13 protein-coding genes are annotated in these 21,495 nt (G+C 65.3%); 7 read left to right on the top strand and 6 right to left on the bottom strand.

Annotated features, from left to right (window positions below; genetic code table 11):
* Positions 1-84 precede the first annotated feature (84 nt).
* The 6 genes from PUN51_RS08650 to PUN51_RS08625 all read left to right on the top strand — a co-directional run bounded on the left by PUN51_RS08650 (position 85) and on the right by PUN51_RS08625 (position 9,287).
* Entirely contained in the window at positions 85-711 is a 627-nt protein-coding gene (locus tag PUN51_RS08650) for a TetR/AcrR family transcriptional regulator (protein ID WP_275180537.1), read from the top strand.
* 100 nt (positions 712-811) lie between these two features.
* Positions 812-2,350 (top strand): aldehyde dehydrogenase family protein, encoded by a 1,539-nt coding sequence (locus PUN51_RS08645; protein WP_275180535.1) that lies wholly within the window; start codon positions 812-814, stop codon positions 2,348-2,350.
* Positions 2,351-3,991 (top strand): GMC family oxidoreductase, encoded by a 1,641-nt coding sequence (locus tag PUN51_RS08640; RefSeq protein ID WP_275180533.1) that lies wholly within the window; start codon positions 2,351-2,353, stop codon positions 3,989-3,991.
* Between the two features lie 149 nt (positions 3,992-4,140).
* Positions 4,141-5,715: an APC family permease gene (locus tag PUN51_RS08635; RefSeq protein ID WP_275180532.1), complete on the top strand. Its 1,575-nt coding sequence runs from the start codon at positions 4,141-4,143 to the stop codon at positions 5,713-5,715.
* Between the two features lie 150 nt (positions 5,716-5,865).
* Positions 5,866-6,435: a hypothetical protein gene (locus tag PUN51_RS08630; RefSeq protein ID WP_275180531.1), complete on the top strand. Its 570-nt coding sequence runs from the start codon at positions 5,866-5,868 to the stop codon at positions 6,433-6,435.
* Positions 6,432-9,287, top strand: coding sequence for an ATP-binding cassette domain-containing protein (locus PUN51_RS08625; protein ID WP_275180530.1), 2,856 nt, complete (start codon positions 6,432-6,434; stop codon positions 9,285-9,287). The genes PUN51_RS08630 and PUN51_RS08625 overlap by 4 nt, the downstream gene beginning before the upstream one ends.
* Positions 9,288-10,754: 1,467 nt before the next feature.
* Here PUN51_RS08625 and metH read toward each other — a convergent pair.
* From metH to PUN51_RS08610, 3 genes are all read right to left on the bottom strand, one after another.
* Positions 10,755-14,399 carry a methionine synthase gene (gene metH / locus PUN51_RS08620; RefSeq protein ID WP_275180529.1) on the bottom strand — a complete coding sequence of 1,215 codons (3,645 nt, stop codon included), beginning with the start codon at positions 14,397-14,399 and terminating at the stop codon, positions 10,755-10,757.
* A gap of 310 nt (positions 14,400-14,709) precedes the next feature.
* Complete coding sequence (locus tag PUN51_RS08615) at positions 14,710-17,127, bottom strand: hypothetical protein (RefSeq protein ID WP_275180527.1); 2,418 nt, start codon at positions 17,125-17,127, stop codon at positions 14,710-14,712.
* Positions 17,128-17,499: 372 nt separating this feature from the next.
* Entirely contained in the window at positions 17,500-18,552 is a 1,053-nt protein-coding gene (locus PUN51_RS08610; RefSeq protein ID WP_275180526.1) for an LLM class flavin-dependent oxidoreductase, read from the bottom strand.
* Between the two features lie 170 nt (positions 18,553-18,722).
* On the opposite strand from PUN51_RS08610, the gene PUN51_RS08605 reads away from it, so the two are divergent.
* Positions 18,723-19,697, top strand: coding sequence for an alpha/beta fold hydrolase (locus PUN51_RS08605; protein WP_275180524.1), 975 nt, complete (start codon positions 18,723-18,725; stop codon positions 19,695-19,697).
* Between the two features lies 1 nt (position 19,698).
* Here the strand turns inward: PUN51_RS08605 and PUN51_RS08600 are convergent, their stop codons facing one another.
* The 3 genes from PUN51_RS08600 to PUN51_RS08590 all read right to left on the bottom strand — a co-directional run.
* Complete coding sequence (locus PUN51_RS08600; protein ID WP_308209020.1) at positions 19,699-20,133, bottom strand: hypothetical protein; 435 nt, start codon at positions 20,131-20,133, stop codon at positions 19,699-19,701.
* A 93-nt stretch (positions 20,134-20,226) separates the two neighbouring features.
* Positions 20,227-21,135: an intradiol ring-cleavage dioxygenase gene (locus tag PUN51_RS08595; RefSeq protein WP_275180522.1), complete on the bottom strand. Its 909-nt coding sequence runs from the start codon at positions 21,133-21,135 to the stop codon at positions 20,227-20,229.
* Positions 21,136-21,149: 14 nt separating this feature from the next.
* Positions 21,150-21,495, bottom strand: a 346-nt coding sequence (locus PUN51_RS08590; protein WP_374114923.1) for a P-type ATPase, incomplete at its 5' end; no start/stop codon positions are given.

Raw genomic sequence — 21,495 nt, 5'->3', positions numbered from 1 at the left:
ATCATCAGCGCCCCCATCGGCTTGCGGGGAGGGCGTGGCGGTACCGCGTTATGCACGTGCAGTGTTAGGCAATAGTCTGGCCAGATGGGGACCAGTGCCGTGACTTCCGGCGAACAAGTGGACAGGCAGACCCGCATCCTCGAAGCGGCCATGGACCTGCTGTCCCGCCACGGGATTTCGGGCGTGAGCATGCGCGCCGTGGCGCGGGAGGCCGGGGTGGCGCTGGGCCTGGTCAACTACTACTACGACGACAAGACCACCCTGATCCGCGCTGCCCTGCGCCGCGTCGATGAGCATGACCTTTTACTCGTCGCCCCGGACCCGTCGGTGGCACCCGATGAACAGCTGCGCCGCGCGCTCCGGCGCGTTGCCGGCGCCGACCTGCTGACCACGCGCTACCTGTCGCTGCGCCTGCACCTGTGGGCCCTGGCCCAGGCGGACGAGGACTACGCACAGATCAACGCCGCCGCCTTCGACCGGTACATCGACGGGCTCGCGGCGCTGGTGTCCAGCGCCAGGCCCGGACTGTCCTGGGAGGCGTGCAGGGAGCGGGCGTCGGACATCGTGGTCATCCAGAACGGCGTGTGGCTGACGGCGCTGCTCGGGGTGGACAAGGCCTCCATCCAGCGGAGCATTGCGCGCACGGAGCAGATCGCGTTCGCCCCGGTCCCGGACGAAAACGGCGACGGCCAGGTCCCCTCACAGCCCTGAAACACCCGCTCCAGGGGCAACAGTAGCCGGGCGGTGAGCATTGAACAAGTGTTCAAGAAAAGTATTGAACACTTGTTCAACGTGCATTACTGTCCTTCCTATGACTTACGCCACACCGGCCCAGGAAGCCGCCCCCAGCACTGAAACCAAGCCCGCCTCCTCCCTGTTCATCAACGGCAGGTGGGAGCCGGCGGCGTCCGGCGCGGTGCGTGAAATCCGCAACCCCGCAGACGGGGAGCTGGTGGCCACCGTGTCCGAGGCAGGCCGGGAAGATGCCGAACGTGCCATCGCGGCGGCCCGCGCCGCCTTCGACTCCGGCGCCTGGTCCAGCGTCCCGGCACCGGAGCGTGGCGCCTTCCTCCTGAAGGTCGCCGCCGGACTGCGGGAACGCCGGGAAAAGTTTGCCCGCGCGGAATCGCTGGACACCGGCAAGCGGATGGTGGAAAGCCGCATCGACATGGACGACATCGCCGCCTGCTTCGAGTACTTTGGCAGGCTCGCCGGGCAGCAGGCGGGCCGGGTGGTGGACGCCGGGGACGCCGACGTGGTCAGCAGGATCGTCTACGAACCCGTGGGCGTCTGCGGGCTCATTACGCCGTGGAACTATCCCCTGCTCCAGGCGGCGTGGAAGATCGCCCCCGCGCTGGCCGCCGGCTGCGCCTTCGTCCTCAAGCCCTCCGAGCTGACCCCGTCCACCAGCATCCTGGCCATGCAGCTGCTGCAGGACCTCGGCCTTCCGGACGGCGTCGCCAACCTCGTCACCGGTGCCGGCGCCCAGGCGGGCGCCCCGCTCTCGGAACACCCCGACGTCGACCTTGTCTCCTTCACCGGCGGCCTGGAAACCGGCAAGCGCATCGCCGCTTCCGCTGCCGCCACCGTCAAAAAGGTGGCCTTGGAACTCGGCGGGAAGAACCCCAACGTGGTGTTCGCCGACGCGGACTTCGACGCCGCCGTCGACAACGCCCTCAACGGCGCGTTCGTCCACTCCGGCCAGGTCTGCTCCGCCGGCGCCCGGCTGGTGGTGGAGGAATCCATCGCCGAACGCTTCGTGGATGAACTGGTCCGCCGCGCGAAGGACATCCGGATCGGCGGCCCCTTCGACGAGGACGCCGAGACCGGCCCGCTGATCTCCGCCGCCCACCGGGACAAGGTGGACGCCTACGTCCAGCGCGGGATCGCGGAGGGCGCACGGCTGCGGACCGGTGGCTCGGCACCGTCCGGGGAGAAGTACGACGCCGGCTTCTACTACCAGCCCACCGTCCTGGACCGCGTCTCCCGCGGCATGTCCGTGGTCACCGACGAGGCGTTCGGCCCGGTGGTCACGGTGGAAACCTTCCGCACCGAGGACGAGGCCGTGGCCACCGCGAACGACACCATCTACGGCCTGGCCGGCGCCGTCTGGACGCAGGACGCCGGCAAGGCGCAGCGCGTGGCATCCCGGCTGCGGCACGGCACCATCTGGATCAACGACTACCACCCTTACCTCCCCCAGGCCGAGTGGGGCGGCTTCGGCCAGTCCGGCGTCGGCCGCGAGCTGGGCCCCACCGGCCTGGCCGAGTACCAGGAAGCCAAGCACATCTACCAGAACACCAGCCCCCAGGTCACCGGCTGGTTTGCTGACCACGGCAAGGAGAACTAGATGCACTACGACAACATCGAGGACGTGACCGAACGCGGGTTCGACTACGTCGTCATCGGCGGCGGGTCCGCGGGGGCGGCGGTGGCCGCACGGCTGAGCGAGGACCCGGACGTCACCGTGGCCCTCGTCGAGGCGGGCCCGGACGACCGCAATATCCCGGAGATCCTGCAGCTGGACCGCTGGATGGAACTGCTGGAATCCGGCTACGACTGGGACTACCCCATCGAGCCGCAGGAAAACGGCAACTCCTTCATGCGCCACGCCCGTGCCAAAGTCATGGGCGGCTGCTCCAGCCACAACTCCTGCATCGCCTTCTGGGCGCCCCGCGAGGACCTGGACGAATGGGAGTCCAAGTACGGCGCCGCCGGCTGGAACGCCGATGCGGCCTGGCCGCTGTACAAGCGGCTGGAAACCAACCAGGACGCCGGGCCGGACGCACCGCACCACGGCGACTCCGGCCCCGTGCACCTGATGAACGTGCCCCCGGCGGATCCTGCCGGCGTCGCGCTTCTGGACGCCTGCGAACAGGCCGGCATCCCGCGGGCCAAGTTCAACAGCGGCACCACCGTGGTCAACGGCGCCAACTTCTTCCAGATCAACCGCCGCGCGGACGGCACCCGTTCCTCCAGCTCCGTGTCCTATATCCACCCCATCGTGGACCGCCCCAACTTCACCCTGCTGACCGGCCTGCGCGCCCGCCAGCTGGTGATCGACGCGGACAAGCGCTGCACCGGCGTGGACGTGGTGGACGGGGCCTTCGGCCGCACCCACCGGCTCACGGCCCACCGGGAAGTCATCGTGTCTACCGGCGCCATCGACACCCCCAAGCTGCTCATGCTCTCCGGCATCGGGCCGGCGGAACACCTGGCCCAGCACGGCATCGAGGTGCTGGTGGACTCCCCCGGCGTCGGTGAGAACCTGCAGGACCACCCGGAAGGCGTGGTGCAGTTCGAGGCCAAGCAGCCCATGGTGCAGACCTCCACCCAGTGGTGGGAAATCGGCATTTTCACCCCCACCGAGGACGGCCTGGACCGCCCCGACCTGATGATGCACTACGGCTCCGTGCCGTTCGACATGAACACCCTCCGCCACGGCTACCCCACCACGGAGAACGGCTTCAGCCTCACCCCGAACGTCACCCACGCCCGTTCCCGCGGCACGGTGAAGCTGCGCAGCCGCGACTTCCGCGACAAGCCGATGGTGGACCCCCGCTACTTCACGGACCCGGACGGCCACGACATGAGCGTCATGGTGGCCGGCATCCGCAAGGCCCGCGAAATCGCCGCCCAGCCCGCAATGGCGGAATGGACCGGCCGGGAGCTCTCGCCCGGCATCGGGGCGCAGACGGACGAGGAACTGCAGGACTACATCCGCAAGACCCACAACACCGTCTACCACCCCGTGGGCACCGTCCGCCTGGGCCCGGCCGACGACGAGATGTCGCCGCTCGATCCCCAGCTGCGGGTCAAGGGCGTCACCGGCCTCCGCGTGGCCGATGCGTCCGTCATGCCCGAACACGTCACCGTCAACCCCAACATCACCGTCATGATGATCGGCGAGCGCTGTGCCGATCTCATCAAGGCGGACTATGCCGGCGCCGACGCCCTGGAAGAGAAGGAGCTCACTACGTCCCTCGCCTGAGCGGCGGGTCATCAAGGGGGCCGTATTCCCCAACAATGGCGGCCCCCGCAGAACGTTATCTCGCCGCACCCCAGGGCGGCCGGTCCCATCGTGCTTTTCTGATCTAGGAGTCCATATTGGAACCCAGCAAGAGTATTGATTCAAGTGGCATGGATGAATTTGGCTACACCCAGACCCTCGACCGGAGCATCGGCAAGTTCGCGAGCTTCGCCGCCGGTGTCAGCTATATCTCCATCCTCACCGGTGTCTTCCAACTGTTCTACTTCGGCTTTTCCATGGCCGGCCCGGCGTACGCCTGGTCCTGGCCCATCGTGTTCGTTGGCCAGCTGATGGTGGCCCTCTGTTTCGCCGAGCTGGCCGGCCGCTACCCCGTTGCGGGCTCGGTCTACAACTGGGCCAAGCGGCTGTCCTCCGGGACCTCGTCCTGGCTGGCCGGCTGGCTGCTGCTGCTGTCATCCATCATGGCGCTGGGCTCGGTGGCACTGGCCCTGCAGATCACCCTCCCCCAGCTGTGGTCCGGCTTCCAGTTCGTCGGTGACGGCACAGGCCCCTATGACTTCGCCATGAACGGCGTGGTGCTGGCCACCATCATGATCACCATCTCCACGCTCATCAACGCGTTCGGCGTGAAGCTGATGACCCGGATCAACAGCGTCGGCGTCTTCGTGGAGCTCATCGCCGCCGTCCTGCTGATCCTGGCACTGGCCTGGCATGTGGTCCGCGGCCCGGAGGTCTTCTTTGATACGGCCGGTTTCGGGGAAGGCAAGGACCTGGGCTTCTTCGGCGTCTTCCTGATCGGTGCCATGGCCTCCGGGTACGTCATGTACGGCTTCGACACCGCCAGCTCGCTGGGTGAGGAAACCAAAGACCCCAAGAAGACCGCTCCCAAGGCCATCCTGCGCGCCGTCACAGCGTCCTTCCTGCTGGGCGGGGGAATCCTGCTGTTCGGCATCCTGGCCGCACCGGACCTCAGTGACCCGCAGATCGGCTCCCCCGACGGCGGCCTGCAGCACATCGTCCTCTCCGTCCTGGGCGGCCCGTTCGGCAAGGCCTTCCTGGCCTGCATCGTGGTGGCTGTGGTGGTCTGCACCCTGGCCGTCCACGCCGCCGCCATCCGCATGATGTTCGCCATGGCCCGCGACAACAACCTGCCCTTCAGCCGGCAGCTCAGCAAAGTGGATCCGGTCCGCCGGACCCCGACGGTGGCGGCCATCGTCATCGGCGTCATCGCCGTCATCCCGCTGCTGGTCAACGTGATGCAGCCGGCCATCTTCACCATCCTGTCCAGCATCAGCATCGTGCTGATCTACCTGTCCTACCTCCTGGTCACGGTCCCCCTGCTCCGCAAGCGGTTTCAGAAGAAGTGGCCGCTCATCGCAGACGGATCCGAGCCCGGGTTCACCATGGGCAAGTGGGGGCTCCCCGTGAACATCCTCGCCGTCCTGTGGGGCGCCGCGATGACGGTGAACCTGGTCTGGCCCCGCCCGGAAATCTACAACTCGGTGCCGCCGTTCGAGTGGTACCTGCAGTGGGGCGGCGTCTTCTTCGTGGCCGCCGTGGTGATTGGCGGGGCCATGCTCTACCGCCTGAAGATCCGCCATCAGACCGGGGTGCTGGCCGAACACGCCGCGGCAGTCGCCGCCCACCCGTCGTCCAACGACCCCAGGTTCGATCCCGCGGAGGACGCGGTGCCGGCCAACGCGGCGATGGCAACCGAGGGCTAGCAACACCACAGCAGAAGGGGCCGACGGCGGCACTCACGTGAGTGCCGCCGTCGGCCCTTTTGCGTTGGTCGGGCCAGCGGTTTGCGAGGGCCCGCGTCACACAACGGAACGGCCATCCGCTCCGGAGCGCCAACGCCCTACCCTTGACAGGTGACATTGACTAAACTCCGCATCGCGTCCGCGGGCTCCCTCGCCGCCGCAGGCCTCCTGCTTACCCTCGCCGCCTGTTCCACGCCGGCCTCCACCCAGCCAAGCTCCTCGGCCCCCGCCTCATCTGCAGCGGCTTCGTCGAGCGCCAGCGCCGCTTCAACCTCCGCCGGCCCCTGCGCCGGCGTGAAGGTCATCGTCGATTCGGGCGCCCTGAAGCAGTCCGCCGCCGACACCTCCGCCTGCGTGTCCGTGGATGGCCCCACCGTGGCCGCCAAGGTCCTCGAACAGGCCAAGATCAAGACCGAGGGCACCGCCAAGTACCCCACGAGCTTCGCGTGCCGCGTCAACGGAGTGCCCGCCGCGGACTTCGACATCAAGCACAAGGGTGGCACCACCCGTGAAGCGTGCGATGACAAAAACACTGTCTCGTATTGGGCGCTCTGGGTGAAGCCCGCCGCCGGCGCGTGGGCTTACGCGCAGGAAGGCCTGGACAGCCTGAAGCTCAACCCCGGCGAGAGCCTTGAACTGCTCTACACGGTGGACAACGAACCGGCAGCCCCCGCGTCATGACCTTCCGGCCCGCGCCGTTGCGCGCAGCGGCGGTTCTCGCTGCTGTGTTCATCGCGGCGCGGGTCGTCTATCGGGTCCTTTTCAACGGGGCGGCCACCGGTACTCCGGTCCTGCTGGACCTTCCGCCGCTGAGGCTCCCCGCCCCGTACGCCCACGTGGTGTTCCTGGGCCCGATCACGTCCCCGGGGCTCTGGACGGCGGTGCTGTCAGCGCTGCCCATCGCCGCAACGATCCTCGGCTTCGGCCTGCTCAACGCCTGGGTGGATGTGTCCCGTGGCTTCGTCCGCCTGGCCCGCGGCGGCCCCCTGCAGGGCGTGGCCCGCATGCTGGTGGTGGCTTGGGCGGCCCTCCCGGCGCTGGCCGACGCCGTGGCCTCGGTGCGCCTCACCTTCCGGCTCCGCGGCGAACGCTTCGGCCCCCGCGCCCTGGTGCCCGTCCTCGAACGCACCCTGGAGCATGCCGGCCGCATTGCCGCGGCCCTGGAGCTGCGCGGCTTCGGCAGCCGGGCATCCCGCCAAGAACATCACGACGACGGCGGCCCGCTTCTGGTGCGCGACGCACAGTTCCGCATCGCTGACACGCGCATCAAGGTTGATTCGTTTGCACCGCCGGCCGGGTCCGTCGCGGTGATCACCGGACCCACGGGCTCCGGCAAGTCCACCATCCTGCGGGGCCTCGCGGGCCTCCTTTCGCACGTGGACGGTGGCGCGCTGTCCGGCACGGTGCAGATAGCCGGGACGGACCGTGCCAGCACTCCCCCGCGTGATACCGCGGGGTTGGTGGGCGTCGTCCTGCAGAATCCGCGCGCCGCCTTCGCCACCACCCGCGTCCGGGACGACATTGCCCTGGCCCTCGAACTCCGCGGTATGCCCTCCGCCGCCGCGAAGGCCCGGGTGCTGGAGGTGGCGGACCGGATTGGAGTCTCCGCGCTGCTGGACCGGGACATCAGCACCCTCTCGGCAGGCGAGGCAACGCTCGTGGCCATCGCCGCGGCCGTCGTGGACCAGCCCCGGCTGCTGCTGGTGGACGAGCCCCTGGCCGACCTCGACGCCACGGCACGCAGCCGCGTCATCGCCGTCCTCGACGCCCTGGCCCGCGAAGGCGTGTGCGTCATCGTTGCCGAGCACCGGGCCGCGGCCCTGGTGCCGGCGGCTGACTCTTGGTGGACCATCGAGGGCGGTGCGCTGGTGCCGGGCACCGCTCCCTCCCCCTCCATTCCCGCCGATGTCTTGCCGGCGGCCGGTCCGGATCACGGCCGCGACCCCGTGCTGACGGCTGCCCACCTCGAGGTGAACCGGAAGGGCACGCCGCTGGTCCGGGACGCCTCCCTGGCCCTGCACCGCGGCGAGATCGTGGCGCTGGTGGGGCCGAACGGGGCCGGGAAGTCGTCCCTGCTGGTGGCGCTGGCCCTGGGTGAGGGTACGGGGACAACGTCCGACGGCGGCAGGGTCGCCCTGGTGCCGGACGCATCGGACGACCTGTTCACCAGGGATACGGTCGCGGGCGAACTGCGGTCGGCGGGGCGGCGGTTGGCACGCCTGAAGAACGGCACGGCGGTTGCTGCCGGGACCGCGGCGGCCCGCCTTGCCCGGCTGCGGGGAGGCGTCCATATTCCCATCGGGAACGGGCATCCGCGGGACCTCTCCGCCGGCGAGCGCAGGATCCTGGCCATCGCCCTGCAGACCATGGATGACCCGGATGTACTGCTCATCGACGAACCCACGCGCGGACTCGATCCCGCCGCCCGAACTGCAGTGACGGCGGCCCTGCGTACCGCGGCAGAGGATGGGGCCGCGGTCCTGATCGCCACGCACGACCTCGACTTCGGCCACGGCCTGGGCGCCCGGATCCTACCAATGCGGAACGGCGTGGCACCATCCTTGGAAGCTGTCCCTGCCCCGGAACCGTACGTCCCCGCACCCCGCGTCCAAACATCCGTGCCCGCTCTTGCCGGCGCGCAGCCGGGGGCGTCCACCGCTGAACCCGCAGACGTACCGGATGCCAGGAAGCCCCACCGGGTCCGGATGCCGCGGGGCGCCGAGCTTGCTGTCCTGGCTCTCGCCAACCTGGCTGCCCTGGCGGCGTTCTGCTGGCCCCTGCTTGCCGCGGCCCTCCCGCAGGATGCTGCGGCGGCAACCCCCTACATTGCCTTGGCCATCGCACCCGTGGCAGCGGTCGCCGTCGTGCTTTCCCTGGACGGTTCCGTCCGCTCGGCACACACGGTGGCGCTGCTGGGAGTGCTGGCTGCCGTCGGTTCCGCCGTGCGGGTGGCGAGCACCGGCGTCGGGGGCGTGGAGGCGGTGTTTATCCTGCTGATCCTTGCGGGCCGCGCGTTCGGTGCCCGGTTCGGGCTCCTGCTCGGTGCGGCGACGATTGCCGTGTCCAGTGCCTTGTGGGGCGGCATCGGGCCGTGGACGCCGTTCCAGGTCTTCGCCTGCGCGTGGGTGGGCGCCGGGGCTGGGCTGCTTCCCCGCCGGGTGCGGGGAAGGGCCGAGCTGTGGATGCTGGCGGCTTACGGCGTGGTGTCGTCGTACGTGTTCGGGCTGCTGCTGAACCTGTGGTTCTGGCCCTTCGCGGTGGGCGGCGGCACTGGGATTTCGTACGTTCCGGGCGCGCCGCTGGGCACCAACCTCAGCAGCTTCCTGCTGTATTCGCTGTTGACGTCGACGGCGGGCTGGGACACCCTGCGTGCCGTCACCACGGTGATCGGCATCGCCGTGGTGGGCCGGGCGGTCCTTGTTTCGCTGCGGCGGGTAAAGCCCGTGTCGGGTAAGAGCGGGAAGGCCTCGCCAGCCCACGCCGCCCGCACTGAATTCACGCGCACTCCGGAGTGGCTCCAGCACAGCCGTTGAGGTCTCTGCCAAGAACAGGTTGGCTCAATACACCATCGGCCCGGACCAGTTAGGTTTCCCTTTCTGCCGGGCTGCTATTGGCAACTCCGGTTCCACGACTCAGTTCATTGGCAAACTCTTGGGTGCCTAATCCGCTGCCGTTTTTCAGCACTGGTCCTCGGAAGCAGCCGACCTAGCACCAACTCGTGGCAAGGGCTGTGGCTAATAGCAAATATTAGGCAACCAGCAGTTCGCGGACAGCAGCCTATCCACGCAACTGCTCGTCGAGTGTCGAGCGCTCCTCGACCTGGGTACGGTTCGAGGAGCGCTCGCTGTATGCTCCTCGCTTGGTGGCTAGGCTGAACATCGACTTCCTATCGCGGACCATGTTCCGGCGGGCCCGCTTACCCGCGTAGAAATAACGATGATCCCTGTACATCTGCAGGCTTCGCTCGGGCGGCCGCAAAATAGGTTCTTTGTTTACCTCACAACACAGTGCAAGTAGCGTCCCTTTGATTGACAGAAATGCGTCAGCATGGACCTAATCATGCGCCTGAGATCATGGGATGAAAAGCTTAGCTGGATGCGTAGCTATCGCCTTGACAGCAAACGCTGAACACGTGACTAGAATTGGCCTAGAGTCGACTACCGTGGTCGATCAAAATTCTTGGGGGAACTTTGGCATTAGAAACGAACGCGAATTCATCAGCAGGAGACCCTCAAAGTTCAGAACATGGGTATTGGCGGCAGCTTTGGCGCTATTTGAATACCAAGGCCAACGGCGACGACGGGCATTTTATAGGCGCAGGACTCATAGGATTGATCCTTCCCTCCGCCCTTCTGCTCGCATACGCATTGAGATCTCTCGCTTGGACTGAATGGCTCAACACAGTCTCGATAATCCTCGTGAGCCTTATCGGTGTAACCGCTTTGGCTCTTCCCAAAAGTCTTGCGAAATATCCCAAGGTTCCTGGCCCACTGATTGTCTTCGCCGCGATGACGTCTATTCTCGTAGCAGTGATATCTGCCTATTACAAGGGCTTGGGAGCCGGATGGACTCTCCAATAGATTTTCCGATCACCAACCAGGCGGTCAGACGGTAGTTGTTCCGGTACAGTCGGCATCCGACCGGCGCTTCGATTCAACTACTCCAGTTCGCGGACACCCACTTGATAGAACCAACCAACGGCCCGTCAGGACCGTTTGTTTCCACGATGCATGCAGAGGCCGTGGCATACCTAGAATCGGAGGACGGCGGAAATTTCCCGCCGTCCTCCGCTTCATTTCTCTTTGTGTCAGCCATGAGCTTGGAGGGGCAGCCAGCGTCGCGCGGGCGAGACCTAAACGAGGCTTGGCCCAGTAAATGCGACAAAAGCAGTCCCTTCAGGCTCAAGCCTACGACAGAGGAAATGCGCCCGATACCGGGCAAACCCTAGTGACGATTCCCCTCATGAGAGCCTAGCCGTTCCACGCTCAAGCGGCGCTAGCTCACACCTTGAAGTACTTCGCCTCCGGGTGGTGGAACACGAACGCGTCGGTGGACTGCTCGGGGTGCAGCATCAGCTCGTCGCTCAGGACGACGCCCATGCGCTCGGGCTTCAGCAGCTCGGTGACCTTGCGGCGGTCCTCCATGTCCGGGCAGGCGGGGTAGCCCAGCGAGAAGCGGGCGCCGCGGTAGTCCAGCTTGAAGTACCCCGCCGTGTCCTTGGGCTCCTCGGCGGCGAAGCCGAGCTCCTTGCGGATGCGGGCGTGCCAGAACTCGGCGAGGGCCTCGGTGAGCTGCATGACCAGGCCGTTGAGCTCGTAGTAGTCGCGGTACTGGTTGGCCGCGAACATCTTGGAAGTGAACTCTTCGATCCTGGAGCCGGCGGTGACCAACTGCACGGGCAGCACGTCGATCTGGCCGGACTCCCGGGACTTCACGAAGTCGGCCAGGCACAGGTGCCGGTCACGGCGCTGGCGCGGGAAATCGAAGCGCAGGCGGTCGGTGCCGATCGGGCCGCCTGAACCACCGTCGGGGGCGAGCAGACCCGCTTGGCCCAGGACGCCGTCGTGATCTTCGCCGTGGTGGAGGACCACTACCTGTTCGCCCTCGGAGACCACGGGGAAGTAGCCGTAGGCGACAGAAGCGTCCAGCATGCCTTCGCCGAGGATGCGGTCCAGCCAGTAGCGCAGGCGCGGGCGGCCTTCGCGTTCCACGAGTTCCTCGTAGGAGGCGCCGTCCTCGCCGCGGCCGGGCTTGAGGCCCCACTGGCCCATGAAGGTGGCGCGCTCATCGAGGAACGCGGAGTAGTCGTGCAGGGAGACGCCGCGCACGATGCGGGTGCCCCAGAACGGCGGCACGGGCACGGGGTTGTCGGTGGCGACGTCGGACCGGCCGGGCATGGCTTCGGGCTCGGTGATGGTGAACTTCGCCCCGCCCTTGTGGATGCGCTTCTTCAACGGCGGCAGGCCGACGTCGTCCGGTGATTCGCCGCGGGCAACGCGCACCAGCGGTTCCATGAGGGAGAGTCCCTCGAAGGCGTCCTTGGCGTAGCGGACCACGCCGTCGAACTGCTCGGCCAGATCCTGCTCCACGTAGGCGCGGGTAAGGGCGGCGCCGCCCAGGATGACCGGCCACTTCTTGGCCAGGCCGCGGGACTGCAGCTCGGCGAGGTTTTCCTTCATCACCACGGTGGACTTCACCAGGAGCCCGGACATGCCGATCACGTCGGCGTTGTGTTCCTCCGCTGCGGCGATGATCTCGGCGATGCCCTGCTTGATGCCGATGTTGATGACCTTGTAGCCGTTGTTGGTGAGGATGATGTCCACCAGGTTCTTGCCGATGTCGTGCACGTCGCCGCGGACGGTGGCGATGACCATGGTGCCCTTGCCGGAGGAGTCCGACTTTTCCATGTGCGGTTCCAGCAGGGCCACGGCGTTCTTCATGACCTCGGCGGACTGGAGCACGAACGGCAGCTGCATTTCGCCGGCGCCGAAGCGTTCGCCCACCACCTTCATGCCTTCGAGCAGGTGGTCGTTGATGATGCCGAGCGGGGTCATGCCTTCGCTGCGGGCCAGGTCCAGGTCCGCTTCGAGGCCCTTGCCTTCGCCGTCGATGATGCGCCGTTCCAGGCGGGCGCCGGTGGGCAGCGCGGCGAGTTCGGCGGCGCGCTGGTCCTTGAGTGCTGCGGTGTCGACGCCGGCGAACATGTCGAGCATGCGGGCCAGGGGGTCGTAGGTGGTGTTGCCGTCGGCGTCGTATTCGCGGCGGTCCCAGACCAGGTCCAGGGCCACCTTGCGCTGTTCCTCCGGGAGGGAGGCGAGCGGAACGATCTTGGCGGCGTCGATGATGCCGCTGGTCAGGCCGGCTTGGACGGCTTCGTGCAGGAAGACGGAGTTCAGGACGATGCGCGCGGCCGGGTTGAGGCCGAAGGAGACGTTGGAGACGCCCAGGGTGGTGTTGATGCCCGGGTACTTGGCGGTGATCTGGCGGATGGCTTCGATGGTTTCGATGCCGTCGCGGCGGGTTTCCTCCTGGCCGGTGGCGACGGGGAAGGTGAGGCAGTCGACGATGATGTCCTCGACGCGCATGCCCCATTCGCCCACCAGGGAGTCGACGAGGCGGGAGGCGATGGCCACCTTGCCCTCGGTGGTGCGGGCCTGGCCTTCTTCGTTGATGGTCAGGGCGATGACGGCGGTGCCGTGTTCCTTGACCAGCGGCATGATGCGGGCGAAGCGGCTGTTGGGGCCGTCGCCGTCCTCGTAGTTGACCGAGTTGACCACGGGGCGGCCGCCGATGAGTTCCAGGCCGGCGCGCAGCACGGGCGATTCGGTGGAGTCGATGACCAGCGGGAGGGTGGAGGCGGAGGCGAAGCGGGAGACGATTTCCTTGACGTCCGCGACGCCGTCGCGGCCCACGTAGTCCACGCAGACGTCCAGCAGGTGGGCGCCGACGCGGATCTGTTCGCGGGCGATGTCCACGCAGTCGTCCCAGCGTTCTTCGAGCATGGCCTGGCGGAAGGCCTTGGAGCCGTTGGCGTTGGTGCGCTCACCGATGGCCAGGTAGGCGGACTCCTGGTCGAAGTTCACGTGCTGGTAGAGGGAGGCGACGCCGGCCTCGCGCTCTTCGGGGATGCGTGCCGGCGCTGTTTTATCCTCGGTGGCCACGGCTTTGGCGCGGAAGGGGGCAAGACGTTCGACGACGGCGGCCATGTGTTCCGGCGTCGTACCGCAGCAGCCGCCCACCAGGCCCAGGCCGAATTCGCGCACGAATTGTTCGTGCGCGGTGGCGAGTTCGGCGGGTGAGAGCGGGTAGTGCGCGCCGTTGGCGCCGAGGACGGGCAGGCCGGCGTTGGGCATGCAGGCGATGGCGACGGAGGACTGCTTGGAGAGGTGGCGGAGGTGTTCGCTCATCTCGTCCGGGCCGGTGGCGCAATTCAGGCCGATGGCGTCGACGCCGAGCGGTTCCAGGGCGGTGAGCGCGGCGCCGATTTCGGAGCCCATGAGCATGGTGCCGGTGGTCTCGACCGTCACCTCCACGAAGATGGGGAGCCGGATGCCTTTGGAGACGATGGCCTGCTTGCAGCCGTTGACCGCGGCCTTGGTTTGCAGGAGGTCTTGGCTGGTTTCGATGAGGAACGCGTCCGCGCCGCCGTCGATGAGGCCCTCGGCCTGCAGGGCAAAGGTCTGCTTGAGCCAGTCGTAGCTGGTGTGGCCCAGACTGGGGAGCTTGGTGCCGGGGCCCATGGAGCCGAGGACCCAGCGCATGCGGCCGTCTGTTTCTTCAGCAGCTTCGGCGCGTTCGCGGGCAATCCTCGCGCCTTTGAGGGCGAGTTCTTCGATCCGGTCATCGATCCCGTAGTCGGAGAGGTTGGACCAGTTGGCGCCGAACGTGTTGGTCTCCACGGCGTCGATGCCGGTGGCGAAGTAGGCGTCGTGGATGTCCGCGATGACGTCCGGCCGGGTGTCGTTGAGGATCTCGTTGCAGCCCTCAAGGTTCTGGAAGTCCGTGTCCAGCTGGAGGTCCCGGCCCTGCAGCATGGTGCCCATGGCGCCGTCAGCGATGACCACCCGGTGGTTCACGGCGTCCAGGAGTTCCTGCGAACGGGCGGGGCGGGGGACGGACTCGATGTCCAATGCGAAACGAGGCATTTAAACAGGTTACGGGCGGGGGCGCCTGCGTTGCGCTGTGTGTCCGGATGCTACGGCGGGGGATTGGAGTCGCTGGAGGTTATTCCTTTCGCTAGCGGATTGATATCCATGTCGTCGTACCCATGGTTCGGAAAGATTCCAAGAAAGTCAGACCCAGGACAGGTGGAATTCAGGGCTCCTGGGTGACACCGTCACAGACCGGAACTAAGTTCTGCTGGGTTGCACGAGTTCCTTGATCAGCAATCGCGCCCTTCAACCAGCAGCGAGGTGAATGGTCTGGCTGCATCTGTGGGAAGAGGCAGTAAAGAAGCTAGTCAGCTCTTGACCCAACAAAAGACCCTGTCTGTATGGGTGTAGAGAGACCTTCGGCCGAGCCGGAAAGGGCACTGTTGCCGCGCTCGCGTCTCTTGGGGTAGTTCAACCAGTAATCTTCGTAACGTGAATCGAACCCTCGCCTGAAACGAAGCATGGCGTTCGGGGCAGCGAAGACGGCTCCATGCACCAAATACTGGTCCTGGAGCAGCCCCGGCAGACCGACCCATTGATAGAACGAGGGAGATGTGAAGGCGATTTCGCGACCGCTAGAGGATCGGAGACTGATGGTCCCGCGGCTCCAAGAATCCTTTTCATAGCTGGACACAGAGTAAGTGCTCCTCACACATCCGATGCCCTCCAATTTCTCCAAAGCTTGCCTTGCAGTCTCAAGTGAACTGATGAGTTGCTGGGGCTTAGGCTGCTCCCGATTTGCATGCATGAGCATGTTGCGGACGGCCATGATTCCGGATCCGCTGAGGGTCGCCGAAACGTCTCCCAATGTCTCCGCGATTTTGACCTGTGACTCCGGAGTTAGATCGAGATAGGGATAAATATGAACAAATGGGAACCCTTGAAGGCTAGTGTGCTGCCAAAACTTTGGGTAGCTGCTCGCATCCCTCATGTACTGACGCTCGACCTTTCTGACATCCTCAAGGTATATAGCGAGATCAGCAAAACCCTGAACTAGATCGGAGAGAGTGGGCTTTTCGGTAAAGGCCTGGACTTCCGGGTCACGATTCTTAGCAGCATCAGCGAGTATGCGGCGGGCAAAATCTGTTATAACACTTTCCCTGAACACAAATTGTTGCTTATCCGAATAATGATCATTGAGTAGCCCCCAAGTCGTAAACATAAGGGAATCGCTGAGATAGTGCTCCAGCTCAACAAAATAGTTTGCGGCGGTAGATCGTATGACACTTGGATTTAGGCTCAGGTTTACAGCCGCAGTGGTCGAAACACGCTCGAGGGCGGCATGCTCGGCCCAGTAATCATCTCGCTTGTCAGGAACGACCGGCGGATTAAAACCCAGCTTCCACATTATCGTGTCCACCATCTGCTCATCAGGCAAATTGCGTGGAATACGGAGCTCGGAGCAAAAAGATTCTACATTTTCGCGGCGAGTTAGAACCAAGGTACGGATAATCTCACGCGGCGGCTCGGTTCGCAAAAATTCTTCGAGCCGATCAGTTGGCGTAGCACCCTCAACGCTCCTCAAGGCCCAAGCCAAGGCGTCCATTTCCTCCGCACGTTGAGTATCGAACAATTGACGGCATAGCTGCGCCAAACGGAGAAGAGGCAGCCCAGGAACGTCTCCGACTGCTCTAAACCCGTTTGGTCCCACCTGGCCTGAATAACCCCACATGCCGAACGAAACGCGACCAGAAACGCGAGGACGTCGAACCTCGCCCTGGGGAATCTTAATGACTTCCTCCCGGATGCTCGCATCGAGCAGGTCAACAACACATGTATCTTCCTCCGTAAGAAGGAGCTGTAGCATCTGAGCCCTGTTCAAGGAAGAAGCGATACTGTCAGCATGTCCACGGAGCCCATAGACGCCTGATTGTTTACGGAGCCTTCCGCCGGTTGCATCGAGCGCCGCTGCAAAAAGCTTCCTGAGCTCGTCGTCATCCAAACAGTCCCCGAGTACATGTATTACTGGCGGCATCGCCCCTTCGTCAAAATACGTGCCTGTCTGTTCGTGGACATCGGATAGAAACCCACTCCATTCAGATGCATCCTCAGATATTTCGTCGAGTACCTTATTGAGCGCCGGGCGGTGCCGGTTGATTGGAGCATCAATGCTTGTAGTGAGTTGAACGCTATGAAGGGCGCGACAAGAGTGATCTGAACAATGCTGTAATGGAATCAGCGTGGTTGGCGTTAGCGGGCGTTCGTGAGGTGAGTTAATCAAACCGTAAGGACCCACTATATAGTGGCCTGATTGAAAAACGCCCTGCGGTTCATCGCGCAACAGTTTAATCGTGTCTTCATGCCTGAGATACCTGCGTTCTTCTGCAAACATCTCAGCGGCTTTATCGTATAAGCGGCGGCCAAAAATTAACGGAAACTTGAGGGCGCCACTGGCCACTTCCTTGGAGATGGCTTCAGTAAGCTTTTCGAGGTCTATGCGGTCGACGTCAACTAACGGTTCGATGTGGACCGTTGCGAGCAGCGTTAAGAGATTTGCTTCCTTCGCAGGAACGCTCTCTTTTGTCACCATCTGGTCGCGGACCTTTTTTCCCGCATCACTTAGTATCACGGCAGCGTTGAGATCATCCGATATTTTATAGTTCTTTTCGATGATGCAGTTTCTCAACAACGCCACAATCTCAAACAGGCGAACTAGTCGTTCGAGCCATGAAGGGTCCTGGTACTTACTCGCGAGATCGGTACGACTAAGTGGTTTCTGCATCGATGCCCCCAATAGGAAATTAGATCCGTGGGGGTGATCCTATCTTGTAGCACTCACAGTATGCACCCAGGGCGCTGAGCGCATTGGCACGAGAAATGCATGAAGGCCTGTGCATCGGCCTGGTGCCACCTGATGGCCACGCCTCGCTGAGACTCCCATGTACTCTGGGTGCCTGTAAACGACTTCGCCGGCATCATCAGCCCACATATATGCCCCAACCGTGGCGGCCCACAGTCGCACAATCCGCTTCTGAAACCGTTCCCCCGTCCCGTTGCCAATGCGAGCACCTTCACCAGTGCGTGCCCGCTGTAGGTCTTCTCGATCTACCCTTTCAGCTCCCCCCCGTTCCTGCAGGTACGTTTCGTGAGGGTTCTACGGCGTCGGCTGCTCAATTTCCCCAGGCGCCCACCCCAAGACCGGGCCCACCTTTCCAGCAATATCCGTCAGGATCTGCACGTAGTCCTCGTAGTCGAAGCTGAAGGGCAGGGCGAATGCCACCTCGTCGACTTCCTGGAAGCCGGCGTGCGCGTACAAAAGCTCGGCTATCTCCTCGCTGGTGCCAATCAGGTCTTGAGCGAACATCATGCCCCGCGGCCCCTGCGGAGCAGCAGTACGCGGTGTGCGCTCGTCCACATACCGCTGGTACTTCTCCCGCTGGGCCGCCGACGCTGAATCAGTCGGGATCACCACCAGCCCCTGCGACACCCGCGCCCCGGCATGCCCCGCGGCCGCAGCCGCTTCGCGGAACGCCCAGATCTGCGACTGCTGGACCAAGGCAAAGTCCGGTTCCTGGTCCTTATCCGGGAAGATCACGCTGCTGGAAAGCAGGTTGAAGCCGTTAGAACCGGCCCACACCGCTGACTTCGTACTGCCGGCCCCGTACCAAAGCCGCTCCCGCAGCCCGGGCGAGTGCGGCTCTACGCGGTTGGAGAACTCCTCCACCACCCCCTGTTTGCCCGAGAACTCCCGCACCGGCTCCCCCGCCACCAGCCGCGCAAACCGCTCCACCCGGGCGTAGCTGAAGTCCTCCATGTCCGCCGTATCGGGGTAGAGCTCGTGCCTCACTGTGTCGTACTGCATCGGCTCCCCCACACTCACGCCGGGATTGATGCGGCCGCCAGCGAGCAGATCAACGGTGGCCAGGTCCTCAGCCAGGCGAAGCGGGTTCTCCCAGCCCAGCGGCGTCACGGCAGTTCCCAGCTCGATCCGGGAGGTCCGCTGGCTCGCCGCCGCCATCACCGCCACAGGGGAAGAGATGCCGAACTGCAGGTGCCGGTGGCGCAGCCAGGCACTGTCGAACCCCAGCCGCTCGCCCAGTTCAATGATCTGCAGCGTGGACTCGTGCCCGGCGGCTGGATCTAGAGGATCAAACAGGCCAATGGTGAGGAAGCCAAGCTTGCGCAAGGGACGGTCGGGCAGCGGCATGGCTTTCTCCAGGATCCGGGGACGTGGCTGGTGTTCAGACTAGGCGCTCACACAGAGCATGAACCAACATGTCCCGCCGGTCCCAACCCGTGGCAAAACCTTGACGGCGCCGTCCACCAAAGCGTTAGGCTCACCACGAGCCAGCGACGGCGCAGGCACAGGAGGATCACATGTCACTGCAGGAAATCGAGTTCACATCCGCCAACGGCCGCGACACCATCCAGGCCTGGGTCTACGAACCCATCGGGCAGCCCAAGGCGATCGTGCAGCTGATCCACGGGCTCGGCGAGCACTCCCGCCGCTACCTCCACCTCATCTCCACCCTGGTGGACGCGGGCTTCATCGTGGTGGCGGGCGACCACTCCGGCCACGGGCGCACCGCGATGCAGCAGGGCACCTGGGGCGACGCGGGCGAGGACGCCGCCAGCGTGGTGGTGGCGGACGAGGTCACCCTCCAGGCCAAGGCCAAAGAGGTTCTCCCCCCGCTTCCCTACGTGGTGTTCGGCCACAGCTGGGGCTCCATGATCGCCCGCGGCATGGCCGTGGACCCGCGCACCCAGCTGTCCGGCCTGATTCTCTGTGGCATCGCCGCCCAGATGCGCGGCATCGAGAAAATGATCGACCGGCCCGAACTGGAGAGGCTTGCTTCCGGCGAGCGCGGTGCCGAGCCCGCTCCCCAGGAACTGGTGGCCCAGCTGTTCGACGGCTTCCTGGGCCGCTTCGGCGAAGGCGCAGGCCCCACGGCCTGGGTGGCGCTGGATGCGGACGTGGTGGCCGATCACGGCCGGGACCCCTTCAACAACTTCGGCGCACCGCTCAGCGCCCGCTTCCTGCAGGGCTTCGTGGACCTCTACGACCAGGTCACCAATGACGACTGGTACAAACAGCTCCCCGCCGAACTTCCTGTCCTCATCCTCGCCGGCGACCAGGATCCGGTGACCAACTACGGCGAAGGCGCCTACCACGTGGCCAACCGCCTGGCGGATTCGGGCCACGCGGACGTCCGCACCCGCGTCTTCCCCGGCGTCCGGCACGAGGTCCACAACGAACCCACCACCCGCGCCGAAACCGAACGCGAGACGGTCGAGTTCATCCAGCGCGTCACCCAGCGGCAGGAGCTCCCCGCCCCGTCATCTGCACAATGAATCAGGCCGCCCGACTCACGGAGGAGCCCTTAGTACGGTTCCGGTCCAGGATCAGCGCGAGGGCGATCCCGAACATCCAGACGTCCTTGGCCAATACTGTGCCTTGCTGGCTGGGCCGGATCCCGTCCTCCAGGGTCATCTCCGGAATTCTTCGGTACATGGTCAGAAGCGATCCGGAGAAGAGGCCAAGGCCCAGCCCCGCCAGCCGGCTCGGCACGAACGGTGCCAGGAGCGCCGCGCCCAAGGTCATCTCGGCGTAGCTGAGCAGCTTTCCAAACGTTTCCGGCTCCATCCGGGCCACCTGCGGGTACACCTTGGCTCCCATGCCCTGCATACGGGCTGCGCTGTCCTTGTCCAGGTTCCGCTTGCTGTAGCCGGCGTTCAATATGAAGGCTCCGGTGGCCAGGCGGAGGGGAATGTGGCTCAGTTTCATCATTGTTCCCTTCACAACGTGCGGGGGGTGATGCGTGAGAGCATAGTTCGCCCGGCTATGCACCGCCAGAGCCGGGAGGGTGTTGATCATTTCGTCCTAGATGGTCACGTTGAGTCCCGCCGTGTAGCCGGCAGCGGCGGACCCGGTCATCGTTGCCAGCTGGTAGATGCCGCCATCGTTCCCGAACACGTTGTCCGACTTGAGCGTTGTCCGGGTCATGTTCGTGACGCTGCGCTCGTACCCGGGGGTGGCGTACACGTCGTCGCAGGCCGCCTGCGGCAGCGCGATCTGGGAGACGGCCAATACTTGCCCTGCGGCGGTTGCATTGTTCATGGACTCGAACACCTCGAAGTGGATGTGCGGCCAGCGCCCGGAGTAGGCGGCCGGGAAGATCGACGTGAACGTGACCTGCCCGTTGGCGTCGGCTTCCTGAACGCCGCGCAGGTAGTTCTCGTTCTTCAGGCTCGAGTCGTACATCGAGTACTTTCCGTCCCGGTCGCAGTGCCAGGCGTACACCGCGGCGCCGGCCATCGGGGTGCAGCCGTTGGCGTTGTCCAGGAGGGTCAGGGTGAAGGTCAGCGGTACGCCCTCGGCTTTCCCGGAGGCAGTCCCGAAGCTCGACGTGATGTCCTTCCGCACCACCCCGGAGGCTTCCAGGACGTTCGGCCCGTTGGAGCCGTCACCCGGATAGGGGCCGGCGGTTTCCTGCGGCGTTTCCACGCCGCACTCGGCGATGGCCCTGGTCAGGGTCGGGGTGGCGGTGGCGGCGTCCGTGGCAGACGCTGAGGACGTGGCGGCCGTCGCCGTGGTTGTTGCCGTCGCGGTGGAGCCCGTGGTTCCGGCGGGCGTGCAGGCGGCGAGCGCGGCCACCGCACCGCCCGCGCCGAGGAACAGTCCCAGGGACCTGCGGCTCACCAGGGTGTTCAGGTCGAACTCCAGCCCCCGGTCGTGGTCGGGGTGCGGCTGGTCAAGGTCGGGCTGGCGGGGTGTGCGTGAAGTGGTCATGATGCAAGGAAACCTCACGGGGCTATGCCCTGGGCCGGTTGCTGCTGTGCCGTAGCTGTGCGTCCGGACGGGCGCTTCCCCCTAGGAAGCCAGCCCCCGCAGAACGTACGACGGCGGCACGCGCCCGCCGCCGTCGTCGTCCGTTCCAGCGAGGCCGGCCCGGCGCCCCAGGTGACGGAAAAGCGAGGCGGCGGGGCGGGCGGCCGGCGCCCCCCGGCACGGCGCCGGGCCAGGCGCCGCACGCCGATGGCAAGCGTGACCGTCACTGCGGCGGGAAGTCCCTCGGGGATGGCCCCCACGGCCAGGGCGACGGCGGCCGTGAACATCTGTCCCGGCCGTTCGCCATGTGCCAGTCCGGCG

It is taken from the genome of Arthrobacter sp. NQ4, from assembly GCF_029077345.1.
GTDB lineage: Bacteria > Actinomycetota > Actinomycetes > Actinomycetales > Micrococcaceae > Arthrobacter.
The sequence above is the reverse complement of the archived record's forward strand: the minus strand, read 5'-3'. Positions and strand labels throughout refer to the sequence as shown.